Source organism: Streptomyces sp. WAC00040 (assembly GCF_056835925.1).
Window position 1 is genome coordinate 1,086,571 of the sequence record NZ_JAKQZE010000001.1, and the last position, 20,926, is coordinate 1,107,496.

The 20,926-nt window shown below is 70.1% G+C and carries 18 protein-coding genes and 1 pseudogene; 12 read left to right on the forward strand and 7 right to left on the reverse strand.

Translation table 11 applies throughout. The annotated features are described in order from the left end of the window. Window positions 1–59: 59 nt before the first annotated feature. A complete protein-coding gene (locus MDN94_RS04885) occupies window positions 60–677 on the forward strand; it encodes a 5-formyltetrahydrofolate cyclo-ligase (RefSeq protein WP_482724734.1) in 618 nt (205 codons plus the stop codon). Here MDN94_RS04885 and MDN94_RS04890 read toward each other — a convergent pair. After that, window positions 643–3,426: a penicillin acylase family protein gene (locus MDN94_RS04890; RefSeq protein WP_482724735.1), complete on the reverse strand. Its 2,784-nt coding sequence runs from the start codon at window positions 3,424–3,426 to the stop codon at window positions 643–645. The genes MDN94_RS04885 and MDN94_RS04890 overlap by 35 nt on opposite strands. Before the next feature lie 216 nt (window positions 3,427–3,642). On the opposite strand from MDN94_RS04890, the gene MDN94_RS04895 reads away from it, so the two are divergent. The 6 genes from MDN94_RS04895 (at window position 3,643) to MDN94_RS04920 (ending at window position 9,627) form a co-directional block, all read left to right on the forward strand. Continuing rightward, entirely contained in the window at window positions 3,643–5,154 is a 1,512-nt protein-coding gene (locus MDN94_RS04895; protein WP_482727004.1) for a potassium/proton antiporter, read from the forward strand. Between the two features lie 284 nt (window positions 5,155–5,438). Beyond that, complete coding sequence (locus MDN94_RS04900; RefSeq protein ID WP_482724736.1) at window positions 5,439–6,710, forward strand: MFS transporter; 1,272 nt, start codon at window positions 5,439–5,441, stop codon at window positions 6,708–6,710. Between the two features lie 68 nt (window positions 6,711–6,778). After that, complete coding sequence (locus MDN94_RS04905; protein WP_441265015.1) at window positions 6,779–7,105, forward strand: FmdB family zinc ribbon protein; 327 nt, start codon at window positions 6,779–6,781, stop codon at window positions 7,103–7,105. A gap of 81 nt (window positions 7,106–7,186) precedes the next feature. Next, window positions 7,187–8,050 carry an S-methyl-5'-thioadenosine phosphorylase gene (locus MDN94_RS04910; RefSeq protein ID WP_482724737.1) on the forward strand — a complete coding sequence of 288 codons (864 nt, stop codon included), beginning with the start codon at window positions 7,187–7,189 and terminating at the stop codon, window positions 8,048–8,050. A 362-nt stretch (window positions 8,051–8,412) separates the two neighbouring features. Further along, window positions 8,413–8,988 carry an RcpC/CpaB family pilus assembly protein gene (locus MDN94_RS04915; RefSeq protein WP_482724738.1) on the forward strand — a complete coding sequence of 192 codons (576 nt, stop codon included), beginning with the start codon at window positions 8,413–8,415 and terminating at the stop codon, window positions 8,986–8,988. 123 nt (window positions 8,989–9,111) lie between these two features. Beyond that, window positions 9,112–9,627, forward strand: a complete 516-nt coding sequence (locus tag MDN94_RS04920) for a large conductance mechanosensitive channel protein MscL (protein ID WP_482727005.1) — start codon at window positions 9,112–9,114, stop codon at window positions 9,625–9,627. Window positions 9,628–9,665: 38 nt separating this feature from the next. Here MDN94_RS04920 and MDN94_RS04925 read toward each other — a convergent pair whose 3' ends face one another. Beyond that, window positions 9,666–9,872 (reverse strand): hypothetical protein, encoded by a 207-nt coding sequence (locus MDN94_RS04925; RefSeq protein WP_482724739.1) that lies wholly within the window; start codon window positions 9,870–9,872, stop codon window positions 9,666–9,668. Window positions 9,873–10,280: 408 nt separating this feature from the next. On the opposite strand from MDN94_RS04925, the gene MDN94_RS04930 reads away from it, so the two are divergent. Next, the gene (locus MDN94_RS04930) at window positions 10,281–11,333 is read left to right on the forward strand and encodes a P1 family peptidase (protein ID WP_482727006.1); all 1,053 of its coding nucleotides are present in this window, start codon (window positions 10,281–10,283) and stop codon (window positions 11,331–11,333) included. Between the two features lie 144 nt (window positions 11,334–11,477). Continuing rightward, complete coding sequence (locus tag MDN94_RS04935; RefSeq protein WP_482724740.1) at window positions 11,478–12,266, forward strand: DUF6227 family protein; 789 nt, start codon at window positions 11,478–11,480, stop codon at window positions 12,264–12,266. A 109-nt stretch (window positions 12,267–12,375) separates the two neighbouring features. Here the strand turns inward: MDN94_RS04935 and MDN94_RS04940 are convergent, their stop codons facing one another. After that, complete coding sequence (locus tag MDN94_RS04940) at window positions 12,376–13,986, reverse strand: MFS transporter (RefSeq protein WP_482724741.1); 1,611 nt, start codon at window positions 13,984–13,986, stop codon at window positions 12,376–12,378. A 63-nt stretch (window positions 13,987–14,049) separates the two neighbouring features. Here MDN94_RS04940 and MDN94_RS04945 point away from each other — a divergent pair, with 63 nt between their 5' ends. After that, window positions 14,050–15,009: a helix-turn-helix transcriptional regulator gene (locus tag MDN94_RS04945; protein ID WP_482724742.1), complete on the forward strand. Its 960-nt coding sequence runs from the start codon at window positions 14,050–14,052 to the stop codon at window positions 15,007–15,009. 94 nt (window positions 15,010–15,103) lie between these two features. Here the strand turns inward: MDN94_RS04945 and MDN94_RS04950 are convergent, their stop codons facing one another. Beyond that, window positions 15,104–16,105 (reverse strand): sigma-70 family RNA polymerase sigma factor, encoded by a 1,002-nt coding sequence (locus MDN94_RS04950; protein WP_441265022.1) that lies wholly within the window; start codon window positions 16,103–16,105, stop codon window positions 15,104–15,106. Between the two features lie 148 nt (window positions 16,106–16,253). On the opposite strand from MDN94_RS04950, the pseudogene MDN94_RS04955 reads away from it, so the two are divergent. Further along, window positions 16,254–16,842: pseudogene (locus MDN94_RS04955) on the forward strand (GNAT family N-acetyltransferase). A gap of 80 nt (window positions 16,843–16,922) precedes the next feature. Here the strand turns inward: MDN94_RS04955 and MDN94_RS04960 are convergent. Continuing rightward, window positions 16,923–17,720 carry a dioxygenase family protein gene (locus MDN94_RS04960; protein ID WP_482724743.1) on the reverse strand — a complete coding sequence of 266 codons (798 nt, stop codon included), beginning with the start codon at window positions 17,718–17,720 and terminating at the stop codon, window positions 16,923–16,925. Between the two features lie 129 nt (window positions 17,721–17,849). Here MDN94_RS04960 and MDN94_RS04965 point away from each other — a divergent pair, with 129 nt between their 5' ends. Then, window positions 17,850–18,365: a MarR family winged helix-turn-helix transcriptional regulator gene (locus MDN94_RS04965; RefSeq protein ID WP_482724744.1), complete on the forward strand. Its 516-nt coding sequence runs from the start codon at window positions 17,850–17,852 to the stop codon at window positions 18,363–18,365. A 196-nt stretch (window positions 18,366–18,561) separates the two neighbouring features. Here MDN94_RS04965 and MDN94_RS04970 read toward each other — a convergent pair whose 3' ends face one another. Beyond that, window positions 18,562–20,115, reverse strand: coding sequence for an MFS transporter (locus tag MDN94_RS04970; RefSeq protein ID WP_482724745.1), 1,554 nt, complete (start codon window positions 20,113–20,115; stop codon window positions 18,562–18,564). A 111-nt stretch (window positions 20,116–20,226) separates the two neighbouring features. After that, the gene (locus MDN94_RS04975) at window positions 20,227–20,868 is read right to left on the reverse strand and encodes a TetR/AcrR family transcriptional regulator (protein WP_482724746.1); all 642 of its coding nucleotides are present in this window, start codon (window positions 20,866–20,868) and stop codon (window positions 20,227–20,229) included. Window positions 20,869–20,926 lie beyond the last annotated feature (58 nt).

Genomic DNA, 20,926 nt, shown 5'->3' on the forward strand with positions numbered 1-20,926 from the left:
TGATACTCCGGTTAACTTCGTCCTCACAAAGACGTGTACAACGCATTTACAGGTGGGCAATGAACGCCGACATGTCGGAAAAAAGCGCACTGCGGGCCGAACTGCTCGGCGCACGACGGCTCCTGTCCACAGAGGACGTGACAGAGACCGCGGCGGTTCTCGCACGGCACGCTCTGCGGCTCCCCGAGCTCGCCGGCGCCGGCATCGTCGCCGCCTATGTGTCCGTCGGGCGCGAGCCCGGTACACGCGCGCTGCTCGACGCGCTGCTCGCCCGCGGAGTACGCGTCCTGCTGCCCGTGCTGCTGGACGACAACGACCTGGACTGGGGGTTGTACCGGGGCGCCGGTCACCTGCGGCGCGCCGGACGGGGGCTCTTGGAACCGGACGGGGAACGGCTCGGTCCGGACGCGGTACTCACGGCCGACGCCGTACTGCTGCCCGGGCTCGCCGTGGATGCCCGGGGCATGCGGCTCGGGCGCGGCGGCGGTTCGTACGACCGTGTCCTCGCCCGTCTCGCCGCCGCGGGCGCGGACCCCGCGCTCATGGTGCTCCTGCACGCGAACGAGGTGGTCGCGCAGGTCCCGGTGGAACCGCACGACCACCCCGTTCACGCGGTGGTGACGCCCGACGGCGTCATCCGGTTCACGGGACGGAGAAGCCCGGAGGAACGAGCGTGAGCGTGTCGGCGGTGCCGGCCGAAACCGCCTCCGCGCTGTAGGCCCAGTCCAGCAGCTCTCCGTCCGCCCACAAGTCGGTCTGGTCGGTGTAGTGCGCGTTGTACGCGTGGCCCGAGGCACCGGTGAGGTTGATCCACCGGGACTCGTCCCACTCGCCCACGTTGACCACCATCCGCATCGAGGGCACCCACACGACCTCGTAACCGCCCGCCGCGTTCCAGCCTGTGGCGTTCACCGCGGCCTCGCCGCCGCCGAGGTTCCACGGGCCGCGGTTGAGCATGGTCTGCAGGAAGCCCGGGCCGTCGGTGCCGAGCGTCTGGTTCTTCAGGGTGAGCTGGTGCAGGCGACCCCAGCTCCAGCTGGAGGCGTCCTTGCCCAACCGTGCCGTCAGCTCCCAGCGGGCGTCCGCCATCGCACGGCCGAGCAGCTCGTCACGGCTGTCGGTCGCCTGCTCCGTACGGGTCCGGGGCGACTGCCACCAGGTGTTGTCCTCGTCCTTCAGCAGCCGTCGCACCACCTCGAACCAGCGGTCGCCGCCGTCCGGCTGGGCCGAGTCGGGGTCACGCTGGCCGCACTCGCGCACCCGCTCCTCGAGGTCGTCGTCCGGGGCAGTGCTGTCGGCGGGCCGGACGCTGAGGCACTCGCCCTCGACGCGCAGCTCCTTGGGGAGCTTGTTGCCGAACGCCAGCTTGAGGACGTTGCGCCACACCGCGTTGAAGTAGGCGGCGGCACCGGAGTCCGGTTCCTGGGTGTAGTCCCAACCCTCGAGCAGCTTCTGCGCCTCGCGGACGTACGGGTCGGATATGTCGATCTTCAGCAGGTAGGGCGTGAGCAGCTTCGCGATCTCGCTGCTGTTGTCCGTCTGCATGGTGCGCATGTCTTCGGTCGAGATCTTGCCGCCGCCCTGGATCTTCGACTCGATGAGGTCGTTGATCCGCTGGCTCCGGGCGCCGTAGCCGTAGTCCTTGGTGATCAGGTACGGGTACTTCTCCTCGTCGATGACGGCCTGGTTGGCGGTGACGATGTAGCCGCGGTCGGGGTTGTACTCGTAGGGCAGCTCGTCGAAGGGGATGTAGTCGGTCCACTTGTACGCCGGGTCCCAGCCGGGCGCGGGGGTGGAGCCGTCACCCTGGGCGCGGACCGGGATCCGGCCGGGGGCCTGGTATCCGATGTTGCCCTTGGTGTCGGCGTAGACCAGGTTCTGCGAGGGGACCTCGAACTTCTGCGAGGCCTTGCGGAAGCTCTGGAAGTCCTTGGCCCGGTTGAGTTCGAAGACGGCGTCCATGGTCCTTCCCGGCTGGAGGGCGGTCCACTGGAGGGCGACCCCGTAGCCGGAGGCGCGGTCGGGCGCGGCGTTGGACACTGGCGCCTTCTGGCCGACCTTCTCCAGCTCTTCACTGCGGTCGGAGACCAAGGGGCCGTGCCCGGTGGAGCGGACCGTGATCGTCTTGCTGGCGCCGCCCGCGACCTTGATGACCTCCTTGCGGGTGGTCAGCTGCTTCTCCTCGTCGCCGACGAGGTAGCTGTCGCCGGTGAGCTTCTCGAGATAGAGGTCGGTGACGTCGGCGCCGAGATTGGTGAAACCCCAGGCAATGTCCTGGTTGTGGCCGATTATCACACCGGGCATTCCGGAGAAGGTGTAGCCCGCGACGTCGTAGCGGCACTTCTCGGAGGCCTCACGGCAGTGCAGACCCATCTGGTACCACAGCGAGGGAAGCTGGGGCGCGAGGTGCGGGTCGTTGGCCAGCAGGGGCTTGCCCGTGGTCGTGTACTTGCCGTTGACCACCCAGGAGTTGGACCCGATGCCGTTGCCGCTGGGACCGAGGAGTGCGGGGACCGCGTCGAGGGCGTCGGAGAGCGCGGCGAGCTGGGAGCTCGCTCCCGAGGCCGCGTCCGCGTCACCGCCGGCGCTGCCGGTTCCGGTGCCTTCGCCGGTGCTCGCGCCGGTGGAGCCGTCCTCGAGGTCGGAGGGCTTGGCCGCCGGGTCGAACTTCCCCGTGACCTGGCTGATGCCGCCTTCCCGCACGATCGGCTGGTTGCGCTCGAACGGATAGGACGGGTAGAGGTCCTTGATCTGCTTCTCGCTCAGCCTGCTGGTCAGCAGGGAGCGGTCGATCTCGTCCTCCATGTTCCCGCGCAGGTCCCAGGCCATCGCCTTGAGCCAGGCCACCGAGTCGACCGGCGACCACGGCTCGGGCTTGTAGTCGTTGGTGAAGGACAGCGCCGCGTACTCAACCGAGATCTCCTCGGCGGAGCGCCCCTTGAGGTACGCGTTGACGCCTTCCGAATAGGCCTGGAGGAACTTCTTCGTCTCCGCGGAGAGCTTGGTGTCGTACTCCTGCTGGGCGACGTGGCGCCAGCCGAGCGTGCGGAGGAACGCGTCCGTCCCGACCTGTGTCGAGCCGAACATCTCCGAGAGCCGGCCGGCGGTCATGTGCCGGCGGACGTCCATCTCCCAGAAGCGGTCCTGCGCCTGGACGAAGCCCTGGGCGCGGAAGAGGTCCTCGTCGGTGTCCGCGTAGATCTGCGGGATGCCGTGGTCGTCCCGCTTGACCTCGACCTTGCCGCCGAGCCCTTCGAGTTGGATCGACCCGGTGGTCTGCGGGAAGGAGGCACGCACCGTACTGATGCTCCAGTACGCCCCGTAGCCGACGCCCGCCACGAGGGCCAGCACCAGGACGAGCACGAGCAGACGGGCGCGTCGCCCCTTCTTCTTCTTGGGGGAAGAGGCGGTTGTGTTGGCGGGCATCGCTGTCCTTCGAGGGGCAGGGTGGTCCTGGGAATGCTGAGGCAACTCTAGGCGCAGCGCCCGACCGGCCCGGACGCGGTGTCCACAAGGCACCCTCGTACACAGACAAACAGATCATCACACCGTCAAGGAAGCGTTAAAGATTAGGTAAGGTAACGAAGTGTCGCCCGCCGGTACGAAGATCCGGCCGCAAGGCGCGAGGGGAAGGATCGGCCACTGACTGTCCACCAGCTCAACGAACTCCTGCTCGTCTGCTCGCTCGTCCTCATCGTGGCCGTGGCGGCTGTGCGCCTGTCCTCGCGCAGCGGGCTGCCGAGCCTGCTGCTGTATCTCGGCATCGGTATGGCCATCGGCCGGGACGGCCTGCTCGACGTCCAGTTCCATGACGCCGAACTGACGCAGGTCATCGGCTACGGCGCCCTCGTGGTGATCCTGGCCGAAGGTGGACTCGGCACGAAGTGGAAAGAGATCAGGCCCGCGTTGCCCGCGGCCGCGTCACTGGCGACGGTCGGTGTCGCGGTGAGCGTCGGCGTCACCGCCGCCGCCGCCCACTATCTGGTGGGACTCCCGTGGCAGCAGGCCCTGATCGTCGGCGCGGTCGTCTCGTCGACCGACGCCGCCGCGGTCTTCTCCGTGCTGCGCAAGGTGCCGCTGCCTTCCCGGGTGACCGGAGCGCTCGAGGCGGAGTCCGGCTTCAACGACGCCCCCGTGGTGATCCTTGTGGTGGCGTTCTCCACGACAGGACCGATCGAGGCCTGGTACCTGCTGATCGGCGAGATCGCGCTGGAGCTGGCGATCGGCGCGGTCATCGGACTCGCGATCGGCTGGCTCGGCGCGTTCGCCCTGCGGCACGTGGCCCTGCCCGCCTCCGGTCTCTACCCGATCGCCGTCCTGGCGATCGCCGTCATGGCGTACGCGGCCGGCGCCATGGCGCACGGCAGCGGCTTCCTCGCCGTATATCTCGCCTCGATGGTCCTCGGCAACGCCAGACTGCCGCACGCCCCGGCCAATCGCGGTTTCGCCGAAGGGCTCGGCTGGCTGGCCCAGATCGGCATGTTCGTCCTGCTCGGCCTGCTGGTGACGCCGCACGAGCTGCTCCGCGACTTCTGGCCCGCGGTGATCGTCGGCCTGATGCTGACCGTGGTAGCGCGCCCGGTCGGAGTCTTCGTCAGTCTGCTGCCGTTCCGTATCCCGTGGCGGGAACAGGTGCTGATGTCGTGGGCCGGCCTCCGCGGCGCTGTGCCCATTATTTTCGCGACGATCCCCATGGTCGCGGGAATCGAAGGCAACGACCGGATCTTCAACATCGTCTTCGTCCTGGTGGTCGTCTACACCCTCGTGCAGGGGCCGACCCTGCCCTGGCTCGCACGGCGGCTGCGGCTCGGCGACTCCTCGGAGGCCTCCGACCTCGGCATCGAGTCCGCACCCCTGGAGCGGCTGCGCGGGCACCTGCTCTCGGTCGCCGTCCCCGAAGGTTCGAAGATGCACGGCGTGGAGGTCGCGGAGCTGCGGCTGCCGTCGGGCTCCGCCGTCACCCTCGTCGTCCGCGAGGGCAAGAGTTTCGTACCACTGCCCTCGACGGTGCTGCGGCACGGCGACGAGCTTCTCGTGGTGGCGACCGACCCCGTGCGGGACGCCGCAGAGCGACGCCTGCGGGCGGTCGCCCACGGCGGAAAGCTCGCGGGCTGGCTGGGCACAGGGGGCGGCGCACGCCGCCGGCACCTGTGACCGGCGGGGCCGGATCAGCGGGTCAACCGTGACCGCTCCGTGAATCAGAGGAATACAGGACGTGATCCCTGCCATTTCCCAGGATGCGGCAGCGAAAGTCCCTGTACCATGAAGGCACACTGATCGACCAACTCTGCCTGACGCAGAGCTGGCGCGACCGTATGGCGGCCGCGGAGTCCCTCGCTGTGGACCCCGGTATCTACCGCAGTTCCGCGCAAGAGGACAGCTCTCGGCGGCTCCCGACACCCAGGGGAGCGCTACCAGGCGGCAGAAAGGCAAGGACCGTGGAGTCCACGGTCGCTTCTGGCAAGCGCCCTGGTTACGGGCAGCTGCTCCGTACCGCAGGTGCTTGGACATTCCTGCTCCCCGGGTTCGCCGCCCGGCAGCCCTTCGCGATGCTCACCATCGGCATCGTGCTGCTCGTCCAGCACACCACCGGCTCGTACGGCAGCGCAGGCGCCGTCGCAGCCGTCACCGGCGTGTCCATGGCACTGTTCGCGCCGCAGAGCGGCAAGCTCGCCGACCGCTTCGGCCAGCGCGCCGTGCTGGTCCCCGGCGTGCTCGTGCACACCGTTTCAGGTGCGGCGCTCACTGTGCTGGCCCTCACCGGCGCCCCCCTGTGGGCGCTGTTCGCCGCCGCCGTGCCGACCGGCGCCTCCGTCCCTCAGGTCGGCCCGATGGTGCGGGCCCGCTGGGCCGCGCGCCTCCAGGGCTCGCCGCTGATGTCGACGGCCGCGGCCTTCGAGTCCGTGACGGACGAATTCACTTTCGTGGTGGGACCTGTCCTCGCCACCGCACTGTGCACCGGGGTCCACCCGGCGGCCGGTCTGATCGCCGAGTCCGCGCTCACCCTGGCCGGCGGACTGCTGTTCGCCGCCCAGCGCCGCACCCAGCCCGCCCACGGCCACTCCCTCGCCGGCACCGGGGACAAGCGCACGTCCGCGTTGTCCGTGCCCGGCGTGCGGGTCCTGGTGGTGGCCTTCCTCGGCATCGGCTCCGTCTTCGGTGGCATGCAGGTCTCGCTGACCGCGTTCACCGAGGAGATCGGGCAGCCCGGTATGAACGGTCTGCTGTACGGCCTCTTCGCCGCCGGCAACATGCTGGCCGGCGTCGCCGTCGGCGCCATCGCCTGGAAGACCGGGCCGCGCCGCAGGCTGGTGCTGGGCTACGCCGGTCTCACCCTTGCCGCGTCCGTCCTCTGGACGGCCCATTCCGTGGTGCTGCTGGGGGCGCTGGGCCTGATCGTGGGCCTCTTCATCGCCCCCGCGCTGATCACCGGCTACACCCTCGTCGACTCGCTCGTACCGGCCTCCGCCCGCACCGAGGCCTTCACCTGGCTGACGGGCGCGGTGGCGCTGGGCCAGGCGGCCGCCGTGACGGTGGCCGGACAGCTGGCCGACGAGCACGGCGCGAGCGCCGGATTCGCCGTGCCGCTGGTGGGCACCGCGCTCGCGCTGATCACCCTCGTAACACTGCGTTCGCGTCTCACGCCGCGTACCTCCGGACGGGTCGCTGCGCGTGGGATCGGTCACCGAGTGCCGGTGACGGTGGACTGATTCCGCGGAATACGTCACTATGGATCGTCGTTAGCACTCATCGAGTGAGAGTGCCAGGAGGAAGACAAGTGCCGACCTACCAGTACCAGTGCACCGAATGCGGCGAGGGCCTCGAGGCGGTGCAGAAGTTCACCGATGACGCCCTGACCGTATGCCCCAGCTGTGACGGACGCCTGAAGAAGGTGTTCTCAGCGGTCGGCATCGTCTTCAAGGGTTCCGGCTTCTACCGCAACGACAGCCGCGGCTCGTCGTCGAGCAGCTCGCCCGCGTCGACCTCCTCGTCGTCGACGGGCACGAAGTCCTCGTCGGACACGAAGGCGTCGACCCCTGCCGCCTCCTCGACGGCTTCCTCGTCGTCCTCGAGCACGTCGAGCGCCTCCGGCTCCGCCGCCTGATTCCAACGTTTCCGAGACCCCGCCGGGCACATGACCACGGCGGGGTTCTTGGCATGTGCGCCTGCGGCTACTGTGATCGCCATGGCGACCAAGTCGAACGCAAGCGAAGCGGCCCGGCCTGCGGAGATCGGTGTGATCGGCGGTTCGGGCCTCTACTCCTTCCTGGAGGACGTCACCGAGATCGAGGTCGAGACCCCTTACGGTCCGCCCAGCGACTCCCTGTTCATCGGTGACGTCGCCGGACGGCGGGTCGCCTTCCTGCCCCGTCACGGGCGGGGCCACCACTTGCCGCCGCATCGCATCAACTACCGGGCCAACCTCTGGGCACTGCGTTCCCTCGGCGTCCGCCAGGTGCTCGGCCCGTGCGCGGTCGGGGGCCTGGTGCCCGAGTACGGCCCCGGCACGCTGCTCGTGCCCGACCAGTTCGTGGACCGCACGAAGGCACGGGCGCAAACCTACTTCGACGGCCTGCCGCTGCCCGACCGGACCGTCCCCAACGTGGTGCACGTGTCGCCCGCCGATCCGTACTGCCCGCGGGGGCGCAGGATCGTGCTGGACGCGGCCCGCGGACGCGACTGGGAGCCGGTGGACGGCGGGACGCTGGTGGTCGTCGAGGGGCCCCGCTTCTCGACCCGCGCCGAGTCCCGGTGGCACGCGGCGATGGGCTGGTCGGTGGTCGGCATGACCGGGCATCCCGAGGCTGTCCTCGCCCGGGAGCTCGAACTCTGCTACACGTCGATCACACTGGTCACCGACCTGGACGCCGGCGCCGAAGCGGGCGAAGGCGTCTCGCACGAAGAGGTGCTGAAGGTGTTCGCGGCCAATGTCGACCGGCTGCGGACGGTCCTGTTCGACGCGGTGGCGGGTCTGCCGTCGAACGACGATCGGGACTGCACGTGCGGCAACGCGCTGGCGGGGATGGACCCGGGCATCCCGCTGCCGTAGCGCGGGGCGGGCGCTGGGTGCCGGCTGGCGGGGCGGGCTGCGTGGTCGCGTTGCCGGACGGGTTCCGTAGTCGCGTCGCCGGGTGCTCGCTCGCGGGGCAGGGCTGAGCGGTCGCGGCGCGGGCCGGGTTTCGTGGTCGGGTCGCGGGGCCGCGTGGTCGCGTCGCGGCACGCAAATCTCGGCAGGGCTGCGAGGGCTCGGGGCGGGGCGCTCGCGCTCGGACACCCATTCCGGTGAGCGAGTTGTCCACATTCATCGCACTGTCCACAGGCTTCGGCGGGCCGGTGCCGGAGCGTGGATCGTGATGAGCGGTCGGTCAAGGGCGCAGGGCCCGGGCCACTCCTCGCGACAGGCGGTGCGACATGTCCTTCGTTCACTCCTCCCCTCCCTCCTCTCCCGCGCCGGAGCCCTTGGGCGTACCACTGTTCGCGCCGCTGCGGGTCCGCGGCGGGGCACAGCGGCTGCGGCGGGCGTTGTGGCGGCAGCGGCGAACCATGGCCGCGGGCCTGGCGGTGACGGCCGCGGCGCTCGCCGCGTCGACGGCGCGGGGAGCCGACGTCACGGGCGGTCCGGAGCAGGAAGGTCGGTCCGGTCCGGGCGCCGGCGTGCCTGCTGCCGCGTCCCCGGCACGTGAACCGCGTCCTGCCACCGAACTGGTGTCCGCGCCCGTTCGCATCGCTGACGCGGCTACGGTGCGGCTCCTGCGGCCCGGCGACCGCGTCGACGTCATCGCGGCCGCAGACCCTCCTACGGCAGGCGGCGAGGGGGCGGTTGCGGCGAAGGTCGTGGCGTCAAGGGTCCGGGTGACCGAGGTCCCGGCCGGGACGGAGGACTCCTCGGAAGGCGGCGCCCTCGTCGTGCTGTCCGTACCGCGCGCCACGGCGGCGGAGCTGGCGGGCGCCGGTGCGACCTCCCGCCTGGTGGTGACGGTGTGCTGACTCGCACTGACGTGGCGCCGCATGACCCCATGACGGCTGCGGATTGGACAAGGAGAGCGGGCGCTGCCTTAAGTTGCCGAGCCGTCCCCCTTCTTTGCTACATGTATGAAGAGAGGCTCATTCGTGAGCGACAAGAAGCCGACCGTCCTCGAAGGCTTCAAAGCCTTCCTGCTCCGTGGCAACGTGATCGACCTCGCGGTCGCCGTCGTCATCGGTGCCGCTTTCACCAACATCGTGAACGCCGTGGTGAAGGGCGTGATCAACCCGCTGGTCGGGGCGTTCGGAACGAAGGACCTGGATGCCTACAGCTCCTGCCTGAAGGCCCCGTGCGAGGTCGGCCCCGGCGGCGAGATGCAGGGCATCCAGATCATGTGGGGATCGGTGCTCGGCGCGACGCTCCAGTTCCTGATCACCGCTGCCGTCGTCTACTTCCTCATGGTGCTGCCCATGTCGAAGTACCTCGCCCGCCGTGTGGCGGCGCAGAAGGCGAAGGAAGGCGTGCAGGAGAGGCTCGAAGTGACCGAGCTGGAAGTGCTGAAGGAGATCCGCGACGCTCTGGTGGCGCAGCGCCGTACCGGCTCGACGACCGGCGACGACTCCGGTCCGGCCGGCACACCGGAGCCCGGCGCCGGTCGCTGACGCGGCCGACGGCCCCTGGGGGATCGGGCTCGTACGGCTCAGATGTGGTGGGGCGGCTTCTCGTCGAGGAAGCGCGCGAGGTCGGCGGCACCGTCACTGCCAGCGGGAGGCCGCTCACCCCACCCACGGTCCGTATCGTCCGCCGATTGCTGGTCCAGCGGATCGTCGAAGATCAGCCTCGGCTCGGGTCGTTGCTGTCCGGGCTGCTTCGCATCGCGCGGTCCGGGGGCGGGGGCGGTCCTCATACCTCCAGGGTACGGCCGCGGCACCCCCCGCCGTCACCTGTCTTCCCTCCCTCTGCCGGCATCCCTTGTTCGGGCGGGGCAGGCACCCGACCCGCGAGCGCCCCCGAATCCGGGCCGGGCCGTGAAACCCGGATCCGGACCGGGCCGTGAAACCCGGATCCGGGCCGGGTTCGGTGTCCCGCGGGTCGGCGCCGGCGAGCGTGGCCTCGCAGTCGGCGCCGGCGAGCGTGGGCCACCGCCGCGAACGGCGCTCATCAGCGCCGGAATCGCGAGGATCGGGCAGGGAATCGCGCGGAGACCGGGCACCGAATTCAAGGGCGGCTGGAGCACCGTTCGAGACCGAGCCGCGTAACTGCGCGACCGCCGCCGCGCACCGTCCGCGCAACTAACCTGGCAGACATGGTCGTTATGAAGAGGACTGATGGGCCGACCGACGGCCTCACGGATGTGGCGGGTCTGCGGGTCGGTCACGCACAGGTCGCCGGGGACGGTGCGCTCAGCGGCACGACCGTCGTCCTCGCGCCCGAAGGCGGAGTGGTCGCGGCTGTGGACGTCAGGGGCGGTGGGCCCGGTACCCGGGAGACGGACGCACTCGATCCGCGCAATGTCGTCCAGCGCATCGAGGCGGTCGTCCTGACCGGAGGAAGCGCGTTCGGGCTCGAGTCGGCCGCCGGGGTGATGGCGTGGCTGGAGGAACAGGGCCGGGGCGTACGGGTCGGCCCGGACCCCTCGCAGGTCGTACCCGTCGTGCCGGCGGCGTGCGTCTTCGATCTTGGGCGCGGCGGCGACTGGTCCGCGCGGCCGGACGCCTCCACAGGCCGGGCGGCGGTGGAGGCCGCTGCCGCCACCGCCGAGGGCGCGCCGGTCGTGGCGGGTGCGGTCGGTGCCGGCACCGGCGCGGTGATCGGCCACTTCAAGGGCGGTGTCGGCACGGCGAGCACGGTCCTCGAATCGGGCGTCACCGTCGCAGCCCTGGTCGTGGCGAACGCGGTGGGCTCGGCCGTCGATCCCGGGACCGGAGTGCTGTACGGCGAGTTGATCACCGAGGGGGCGGACCGTGCGGCGCTGCCCTCCCCCGCGGTGCACACCGCGGCGCAGCTGCGCCTGACCGAGGCACGTGAGAAGAACGGGCCCCCGCCGCTCAACACCACCCTCGCCGTAGTAGCCACCGACGCCGATCTCACCCGTGCGCAGGCGCACAAGCTCGCGGGGACGGCGCACGACGGCATCGCGCGCGCTGTCCGCCCTGTGCACCTCCTCAACGACGGCGACACCGTGTTCGCGCTGGCCACAGGCTCGGTGGCGCTCGCCGAAGGGAATCCGCTCGCGCTGAACGACGTTCTCGCGGCGGGCGCCGACATGGTGACGCGGGCGATCGTGCACGCCGTGAGATCCGCCGCGAGCGTCGACGGACCGGGCGGCAGCTTCCCTTCGTACGGGGAGTTGTACGGCATCGACTGACGTATCGGACAGCCGAGTTGGGGGCGCGCGGGAACTTCTGCCACGCGCCCCTTCGTTTTACCCAACCCTGAAGCACACCGTCGGACCGAAGCGCTACTTTTAGCAATCACCAAGTGACTTGTGGCGACGGCCTGGAGACCCCTCTTGAACGATCCGAACGATCCGTACGAGACAACCGAGACGCACCTCGAGCGACTCCTGGGTCGGGCGCTCAACTCCTTCGACCTGCCCGACGCTACGGTCGAGCGGCTCGGCTGCGCGCTGGCGCACGCCAGTTCACTGCACTCCTCGCACCACAGCGCGTCGCTGCACCGGGCCACCTACCGCCACGCCTATCTGCTGGCTGACGGCAGTTCGCTCGTGCTGTGGGAGCTCGTGCACAACACCGGACGCGACAGCACGGAGCAGCACGAACTCTACGAGGAGGAGTCCGAGGCCCGACTGGCGGCGTCCCGACTGCCCGCCGGCTTCCCCGGGTTCGCCGGTGCGGGGAGCGCCTCCGGTCCGGGCAGCGCACTCGAGCAGGAGCTCGGTATCGACCTGGACGCCGATCTGGAACTGCTCGCCGCTCTGATGGCGCCGCCTCCTGCCCCGCTGCCCCCGATGTACGTCCCTGACGACTCCGCCGACCACGCCCGCCGTGTGCTGCGTCGCGCGGAGAACGCCGACCGGCCGGGCGACGAGACGGCTCGTCTGCTGCGCAGCGCCTTCGCCCACCACATCACCCAGGTCTTCGGGCGTCAGTTCCGGGTGGCCGGCAAGGACGCGGGCTTCACGCTCTACGAGCACGCCTTCCTGCTGCTCGACGGTACGGAGCGGAGCCTGTGGGAGGTCGAGCACACGGCGACGCCGGACGGACGCCACATGTGTGAGGTCTACGAGGCGGAGCAGGACGCCCGCGCGGCCATGGAGCTCCGGGCGCGCGTCCGCTAGCCCGTCCGGCCCGGCGGACGCGCGTCCCGGCGGCCCGGGCGATGCCGTCTGCCTGCGAACGCGGGAGCCCGCGTCGCGGTGATCGCGGCGCGGGCACCCGGCGGACCGGTCAGCGTGAGAGGACCGGTTCCCCCTCCGGCTTCGCGAGCGGTCCCGTCGTGCCTTCCGCCGGAACTCCGGCACCGTCGTCCGTCACGACGCCCTCCGTCACGAAGTCGTCCGCCGCGCCGCCTTCCATGTGCTGCTTCGGCCGGGCCGGCAGAGCGAACATCACCAGGAAGATGACACCGAGCACTGCCGCGACCCACCACAGCGAGTTCTCGAAGGCCTGGGCGAAGGCGCTGCCGACGGTGTCGGGCGCGAGCTTCTCCTCGTCGATCGATCCGAAGAAGACCAGTGAGACGAGGCCGAGGCCGAGCGCGATGCCCATCTGCCCGGTCGTGTTGATCAGTCCGGACGCCGATCCGGCGTGCTCGCGCGGGACTTCGGAGAGGACAGCGTCGGTCAGCGGCGCGACGATCAGGCCCATGCCCACACCCATGACGACCAGCGGCAGGATCATCTGCCAGGGCTGAACGGCCATGCCGTAACGGTCGGCCTCCCAGATGTAGAGGAGCAACCCGATGGCCATGGTGGCCGCGCCTGCCTGAAGCACCTTGCGGCCGAAGCGGGGCACCAGCAGCTGCACGGACATACCGGCCGCCGCGGAGACGGCGATGGAGAACGGGACTCCGGTCAGGCCGGCCTTCAGCGGGCTCCAGTCGAGCCCGGTCTGCATGTACAGCGTCCAGACGAGGAAGAAGATGCCCATCACGATGCCGAACGTGAGCTGTACGGCGATACCGGCGGCGAAGCTCTTCACCTTGAACAGCGACAGTTCGACCAGCGGCGAGCCGTCCTTGCGCGTCTTGTACTTCTCGTACGCGATGAAGGCGGCGAAGACGAGCAGGCTGCCGGCCATGCAGAGGTGGCCCCAGAGCGGCCAGTCGAGCTCGCGGCCCCGCGTGAGCGGGTAGACCAGCATCAGCAGGCCGAGCGTGACCAGCACGACGCCGACGAGGTCGAGCTTGAGGGCCTTCGGCGCACGGGACTCCAGAATGTACTTCCGCCCGAGGATCAGCCCCGCGATACCGACCGGCAGGTTGATCAGGAAGATCGGCCGCCATTCGAGGCCGAACAGGTTCCACTGCGTGAGCAGTGCGCCGAGCAGCGGGCCGGACACCGCACCCAGTCCGACGACGGCGCCGAACAGGCCGAAGACCTTGCCGCGTTCGTGCGCAGGGAAGGTGACATGCACGATCGCGAGCACCTGCGGCACCATCATTGCTGCGGCCGAGCCCTGCAGCAGCCGTGAGGCGACGAGCATCTCCTCGTTGGCGGCGAACCCGCAGAGGGCGGAGGCGAGCGTGAAGCCGGTGATGCCGATGAGGAACAGCCGCTTGCGGCCATATATGTCACCGAGCCTGCCGCCCGTGATCAGGCCGGCGGCGAAGGCCAGCGCATATCCGGCGGTGATCCACTGGATCGCTCCGAACGACGCGCCGAGATCCCGCTCGATGCTGGGGATCGCGATGTTGACGATGGTGACGTCGACCAGGTCCATGAAGGCGGCGGTCATGACGATCGCCAGCGCGATCCAGCGGCGGCGGTCATGGCGGGCGTCCGGCGCCACCTCGGTTACGGCTGCCGTTTCGGCTACGGCGGGCTGCTGTGAACTCATGACGAGGAATCTAGGACCCATATAGGCCAGAACATGTCCTAGATGGCGGGCATCCTGAGAAACATGACGGACACTCCGGCACGACTTCTGAATCTGCTCTCGCTCCTCCAGACGCCGCGTGAATGGCCCGGCAGCGAGCTGGCCGAGCGCCTCGACGTCAGCCCGCGCACCATCCGGCGCGACATCGACCGGCTGCGCGACCTCGGATATCCGGTCGAGGCCACCAAGGGCGCCGTCGGCGGATACCGGCTGGTCGCGGGCGCCGCGATGCCGCCATTGCTGCTGGACGACGAGGAGGCCGTGGCGATCGCTGTCGGGCTGCGGGCCGGGGCGGGCCACGCGATCGAAGGCATCGAGGAGGCGTCCGTACGGGCGCTCGCGAAGCTCGAGCAGGTGCTGCCGTCCCGGCTGCGCCACCGGGTCACCACCCTCCAGGCAGCGACCCTGCCCCTCACCAGGGGCGACGGTGCCACGATCGATCCGCAGACCCTGACGGTCATCGCGAGCACGGTGACGGCGCGCGAGCGCCTCCGGTTCTGCTACCGGGCAGGGGACGGCGCAGAGACGCGGCGGCAGGTGGAGCCGTACCGCCTCGTATCGACGGGCCGGCGGTGGTACCTGGTGGCATACGACATGGGTCGCGAGGACTGGCGCACGTTCCGCGTCGACCGGATGACGGAGCCGTTCGCGACAGGGGCCCGGTTCACGCCGCGCGAGATGCCCGGCGGGGACGCGGCGGAGCTGCTGAGCCACTCGATGTCGCGGCACCAACAGGAACACGAGGTCGATGTCAGCTTCGAGGCTCCGGCGTCATACGTGGCGGCCCGGCTGCCGGAGCATCTTGGCCCGCCTTCGCCGACGGGCGACAGCGCATGCCGGCTCCGGGCGAGGTCGGCGGATTCGGTCGAGTGGCTGGCGCTGCGTCTGGCGCTGGTGGACTGCGAGTTCACCGTGCACGGCCCGCAGCCCCTGCGCGAGTACATGACGGACCTCGCGACGCGGCTCGCCAGGGCCACGGGCTGACGAGGCCACCGCAGACGGCCGCCGCGCCCGCTGCCGCGCACCGGTCATGGACGGGCCGGCCCGGGGGCGGACCGTCCATTGCCCCCCGGGGCTCCTAGGCGGCCGGCTCGAAGCCCGTGTCGCGGGCCATCCGCTTGAGCTCCAGCAGCGCGTGCTTCTCGATCTGGCGGATCCGTTCCCGCGTCAGGCCGTGTTCCTTGCCGACCTCGGTCAGGGTCCGCTCCCTGCCGTCCTCGATCCCGTACCGCATGCGGATGATGGACGCGGTGCGGTTGTCCAGCTTGCCGATCAGGTCCTCCAGCTCCTCGCTGCGCAGCAGCGTGAGCACCGACTGCTCCGGCGACACGGCGGAGGTGTCCTCCAGCAGGTCACCGAACTGGGTCTCGCCGGCGTCGTCCACCGACATGTTCAGGCTGACCGGGTCACGGGCCCAGTCGAGGACGTCGATGACGCGCTCGGGCGTCGAGCCGAGCTCCTCGGCGATCTCCGACGGCTCAGGTTCCCGGCCGTTCTCCCGGTTGAACTCGCGCTGGACGCGACGGATGCGGCCCAGTTCCTCGACCAGGTGGACGGGGAGCCGGATGGTGCGGGACTGGTCGGCTATGGACCTGGTGATCGCCTGGCGGATCCACCACGTCGCGTACGTGGAGAACTTGAATCCCTTGGCGTAGTCGAACTTCTCGACAGCGCGGACCAGGCCTGCGTTCCCTTCCTGGATCAGGTCGAGCAACGGCAGCCCGCTGCGCGGATAACGCCGGGCGACGGCCACGACGAGACGCAGATTCGAGCGGATGAAGATGTCCTTGGCACGCTCGCCGGCCTCGGCCAGCGCCTCCAGCTCCTCCCGCGTGGCTCCGCCGGCTTCGCTGTCTACTTCCTTGTCGAGGATCTGACGGGCATAGACACCCGCCTCGATGGTCTGGGACAGCTCGACTTCCTTGGCGGCGTCGAGCAGCGGCGTGCGCGCAATCTCGTCGAGGTACATGCCGACCAGGTCGCGATCGGCGATCTCCCCGCCCACGGCGCGAACACTGCTTGCCCTGTCGGTCGCCCCACCAGAGTCGGACTGACGGCGGGCGACGGCACGGGTTGCCATGCGAGCTCCCTTGCTGAGTAGGTCGCGACACCCTCCCGGGTGCCCTGCATCCGAAGGAAACAACGACTGGAATCCGGACAGAATTCCCATCAGGTGCGTCGATTTCCGCGATCATGCAGTACCCTGTCCGGCCGACCCAGGAGGACGGATGCTGCCGGCACAGGCGGAGGTGCAGGTCAGGCCGGGCGTGGAAGCCGACCTCGAAGCCCTCACAGACATCTGCAACCATTACGTCCGTGAGACCTCGATCACGTTCGACACCGCGGTTTTCACCCCTGAGCAGCGCCGCTCATGGCTGCACTCCCACCCTGAAGACGGCCCGCACCGCCTTCTGGTTGCTCAGGATGTCCGGTTTGCCGGACCGAATCCTTCGGGTACGACCGGACCACCCGACACGACCGGACCGACCGGACCGACCGGCGCACGGGATCCTGGGCTACGCCACCAGCAGCGCCTTCCGCCCCAAGGCGGCCTGCTCCACCTCCGTCGAGGTCAGCGTCTACTGCGCGCCGCAGGCCGCCGGACGCGGCATCGGCACCCTGCTCTACAAGGCGCTCTTCGAGGCCCTGGTGGACGAGGACCTGCGTCGGGCCTACGCGGGCGTCGCCCTGCCGAATGACGCGTCCGTCCGGCTGCACACCCGTTTCGGGTTCCGCCACATCGGCACGTACGGGGAGGTCGGGCGGAAGTTCGGCCGTTACCGGGACGTGGCCTGGTTCGAGAAGCACCTGCACTGAGCCCCCGGCCGCCGGGTCGGCGGAGGCCGTGAGGGGACACAGGAGGTGGGCAGGGGAGGTGGGCAGGAGCGGAGCAGGCGTCAGCCGAACTGCACGGACCGCTTCGCCAGTCCCATCCAGAAGCCGTCGATCACGCTCCGGCCGTTGCCGATCTCCGCCTCCGACGCCCCGATGGTGACGAACAGTGGCGCGAAGTGCTCGGTCCGCGGGTGGGCCAGTCGCCCGGCGGGGGCCTTGTTCTCGAAGTCGAGCAGCGCGTCGACGTCGGCGTCCGCCAGCGCCCGGTGCCCCCAGTCGTCGAACTCGGTGGACCAGCCGGGCGTTCCGTCGTGCCGCAGCGCCGCCAGGTTGTGAGTGAAGAAGCCACTGCCGACGATCAGCACGCCCTCGTCCCGCAGCGGGGCGAGCCTGCGCCCGATCTCGAGCAGCTTCTGCGGGTCGAGCGTGGGCATGGAGATCTGCAGCACCGGGATGTCCGCGTCCGGATACATCTCCACCAGCGGGACGTACGCGCCGTGGTCGAGTCCCCGGTCGGGGATGTCCTGCACCGGCGTGCCGGCGCGGCGGAGCAGTTTGCTTACGGAGTCGGCGAGTTCGGGAGCTCCGGGTGCGTCGTAGCGGACGCGGTAGTAGTGCTCCGGGAAGCCCCAGAAGTCGTACACCAGCGGCATGGTCCGGGTCGCGCCGAGGGCGAGGGGCGCCTCCTCCCAGTGCGCGGAGACCATAAGGATCGCCTTGGGCCTGGGCAGCGCGTCGGACCAGGCGGCGAGCTGGCCGGGCCAGAGCGGGTCGTCGGCGAGGGGCGGGGCGCCGTGCGAGAGGTAGAGCGCGGGCATGCGCGTCGCGTCGGAGGTGGTGGGTGCGGGGGTGGCGTTCATGGCTGGCGGCTCCCGGTCTGCTGGACCCGGTCGGCTGACCCGGCGTTACTGGAAGCTTGAAGTTTCAAGCTGATTCAACCCTAGACGCATTTAGTTCAACTTTCAAGAACAGGGTCGTAGAGTGGATACATGAACAGGGCACTCAAAGGTGAGGGCGGTCAGGAACCACGCTGGCTGAGCGACGAGGAGCAGCGGGTGTGGCGCTCCTACCTCCACGCCACCACCCTCCTCGAGGACCACCTCGACCGCCAGTTGCAGCGCGACGCGGGCATGCCGCACATCTACTACGGCCTACTCGTCCAGCTCTCCCAGGCGCCTCGCCGCCGCAAGCGGATGACCGAGCTGGCCATCGACGCCAAGATCACCCGGTCCCGGCTCTCGCACGCGATAGCCCGGCTGGAGAAGAACGGCTGGGTCCGGCGGGAGGACTGCCCCTCCGACAAGCGCGGGCAGAACGCCGTACTGACGGAGGAAGGCTTCGGAGTCCTCCGGCGGACAGCGCCGGGTCATGTCGAAGCCGTGCGCCAGGCGATGTTCGACCGGCTCACACCGGAACAGGTCGCACAGCTCGGCGAGATCATGCAGGTCATGGCGGAAGGGCTGCAGCCCCAGGACACCGGAGCGGACCTGCCCTGGCTCAGGTGACCCACGCAGACGCCGCCCGACCCGGGTGACCGGCGCAGCGCAGGGCGCCCTCCCGGCGCCCGGCTCGGACCTGCCGGGCGCGGGGCCCGCCCGGCTCGGATGATCGGCACGGCGAAGGGCCCCGTCCGCGACGCACCCGGACGGGGCCCTTCTTCACGCGCGTACCGCCTGATCCTCCCGCGGCCCGGTCCGTGACTCAGTGCGCGATGACGGGAACCTTGATCTCGTCGTCCGCGCCGGCGCCCTCACCGGAGCCCGCCGCGACCGGACCGGCCCCGGGGCGCCCGCTGTTGATGAGCGTGAACGCGATCGCCGCGGCAGCCGCCAGGATGCCGACCGCCCACCAGATCGCCGACGAGAAGCCGTGCACCATGCCCTGGAGCTCCAGCAGCTTCGGGTCCCCCGCTCCGGCGGCGTGCGAGGCGATGTACGAGGTCGTGGCGGAGGCCGCGATGGTGTTCAGCAGAGCCGTACCGATCGCGCCGCCCACCTGCTGGGAGGTGTTGACCATCGCGGAGGCGACGCCGGCGTCCGCCGGGTTCACCCCGTGCGTGGACAGGGACATCGCCGGCATGAACGCCGTGCCCATGCCGAGGCCGAGCAGCAGCTGGGCCGGCAGGATCAGGCCCGCGTAGGAGCTGTCGATCTCCAGCTGGGTCAGCAGCAGCATGCCGGTCGCCGCCACGACGAAGCCGGGGCCCATCAGCAGGCGCGGCGCCACCCGGGTCATCAGCCGGGCGCCGATCTGGGTCGAGCCGGTGATCATGCCCGCGATCATCGGCAGGAAGGCGAAGCCCGTCATGACGGGGGAGTAGCCCTTCACGACCTGAAGGTAGAACGTCAGGAAGAGGAAGAGCCCGAACATCGCGATGATGGCGAGGCCCAGCGACAGGTAGACACCGCCGCGGTTGCGTTCGGTCAGGACCCGCAGGGGCAGCAGCGGCGACTTGACCTTGGCCTCGGTGGCGACGAACGCGGCGAGCAGCACGACGGAGGCGAAGAACATGCCCACCGTCAGGCCGTCGGACCACCCGGCGGACTCGGCGCGGGTGAAGCCGTACACGAGCGCGACCAGACCGAGCGTGGAGAGCACGACACCGGGGATGTCCAGCGAGGAGCGGTTGCGCGCACCCGCCGGCTCGCGGATCACCAGGTACGCGCCGACGGCGGCGACGATCGCGAAGGGGATGTTGACGTAGAACGTCCAGCGCCAGTTGAGGTACTCGGTGAGGAAGCCGCCGAGGATCAGGCCGACGGCGCCACCGCCACCGGCGATCGCACCGTAGATGCCGAAGGCCTTGGCGCGCTCCTTGGCGTCGGTGAACATCACGGCGAGCAGCGAGAGCGCGGCGGGTGCGAGCAGCGCGCCGAACACGCCCTGCAGGGCGCGGGCGCCGAGCATCATCGCCTCGCCGGTCGCAGCGCCGCCGAGCGCGGAGGCTGCGGCGAAGCCGAGCAGTCCGACGATGAAGGTGCGCCTGCGTCCCCACAGGTCGGCGATGCGGCCGCCGAAGAGCAGCAGCCCGCCGAAGGCGAGGGCGTAGGCGGTGATGACCCACTGCCGGTTGGCGTCGGAGATCCCGAGGTCCTGCTGGGCGGTGGGGAGCGCGATGTTCACGATCGTCGCGTCGAGCACCACCATCAGCTGGGCGAGGGCTATGAAGACCAGAGCCTTCCAGCGGCTCGGGTCGGAGAGTCCCGGGCCGGGCAGTCTCGGCTCGGAGGATGATATGTCGGCTGTTTTCGGCATGGGTCTGGCCACCTAATGGGTAACGGGAGGTGACGCGCCGCCGGGTGACGGCATGTCACCCGGTGCGCGAAAAGGGCTCAGGAGTGCGGGAGGGCAGAAGGAGTCACGGCGTCACGTGGTGCGCAGGTCCTCCAGGGTCGCGGCCGTCCCGGGCAGTTCGGAGCGCGCGGGCGCCTCGAGTCCGTCCAGGAACAGCTGAAGATGACGGTGGACGAAACGGTCCATGTTCGGGCACGCGGTGCCCGGAAGTGGCCGGGTGAGCTGGGAGAGCGCCACCATCAGGTCGCCCACGGCGACATCGGTGCGCATCCGGCCGGCCGCCTGAGCCGCCTCGACGAGGCCGCGCACGGCCATGTCGAGTCGTTCACGGCCGGCGTGCAGGTCGGGGTGATGGGTGTCGAAGGCGCCGGAGAGCATGGGACACAGGGCCCCGATCCGCTCGTCGGCGGCCAGGTGGACGAAGCGACGCAGTGCGGCGAAGGGATCGGCCTCCTCGGCCGCCGCGGCGTCCGCCCGCTCCGTGGTGCGGGACAGGACGTAGAGGACGACCTCGCGGATCAAGGCCGCGCGGTCGGGGAAGTGACGGTAGAGCGTGGCGTTGCCGATGCCCGCACGGCGGGCGATCTCGTCGAGCGGGACTTCCGGCCCGAATTCGACGAACATCTCGCGCGCGGCCGACACGATCCGCTCGCGATTGCGCAGGGCGTCCGCCCGGGGGCGCGGCGGGCGGCGCGTTTCGGCGGCGGTGCTCACGACTCCACTTCCTTCCGTGTTCTTCCGTCTGCGGGGGGCCTCTCAGCCCTTCCGGCGG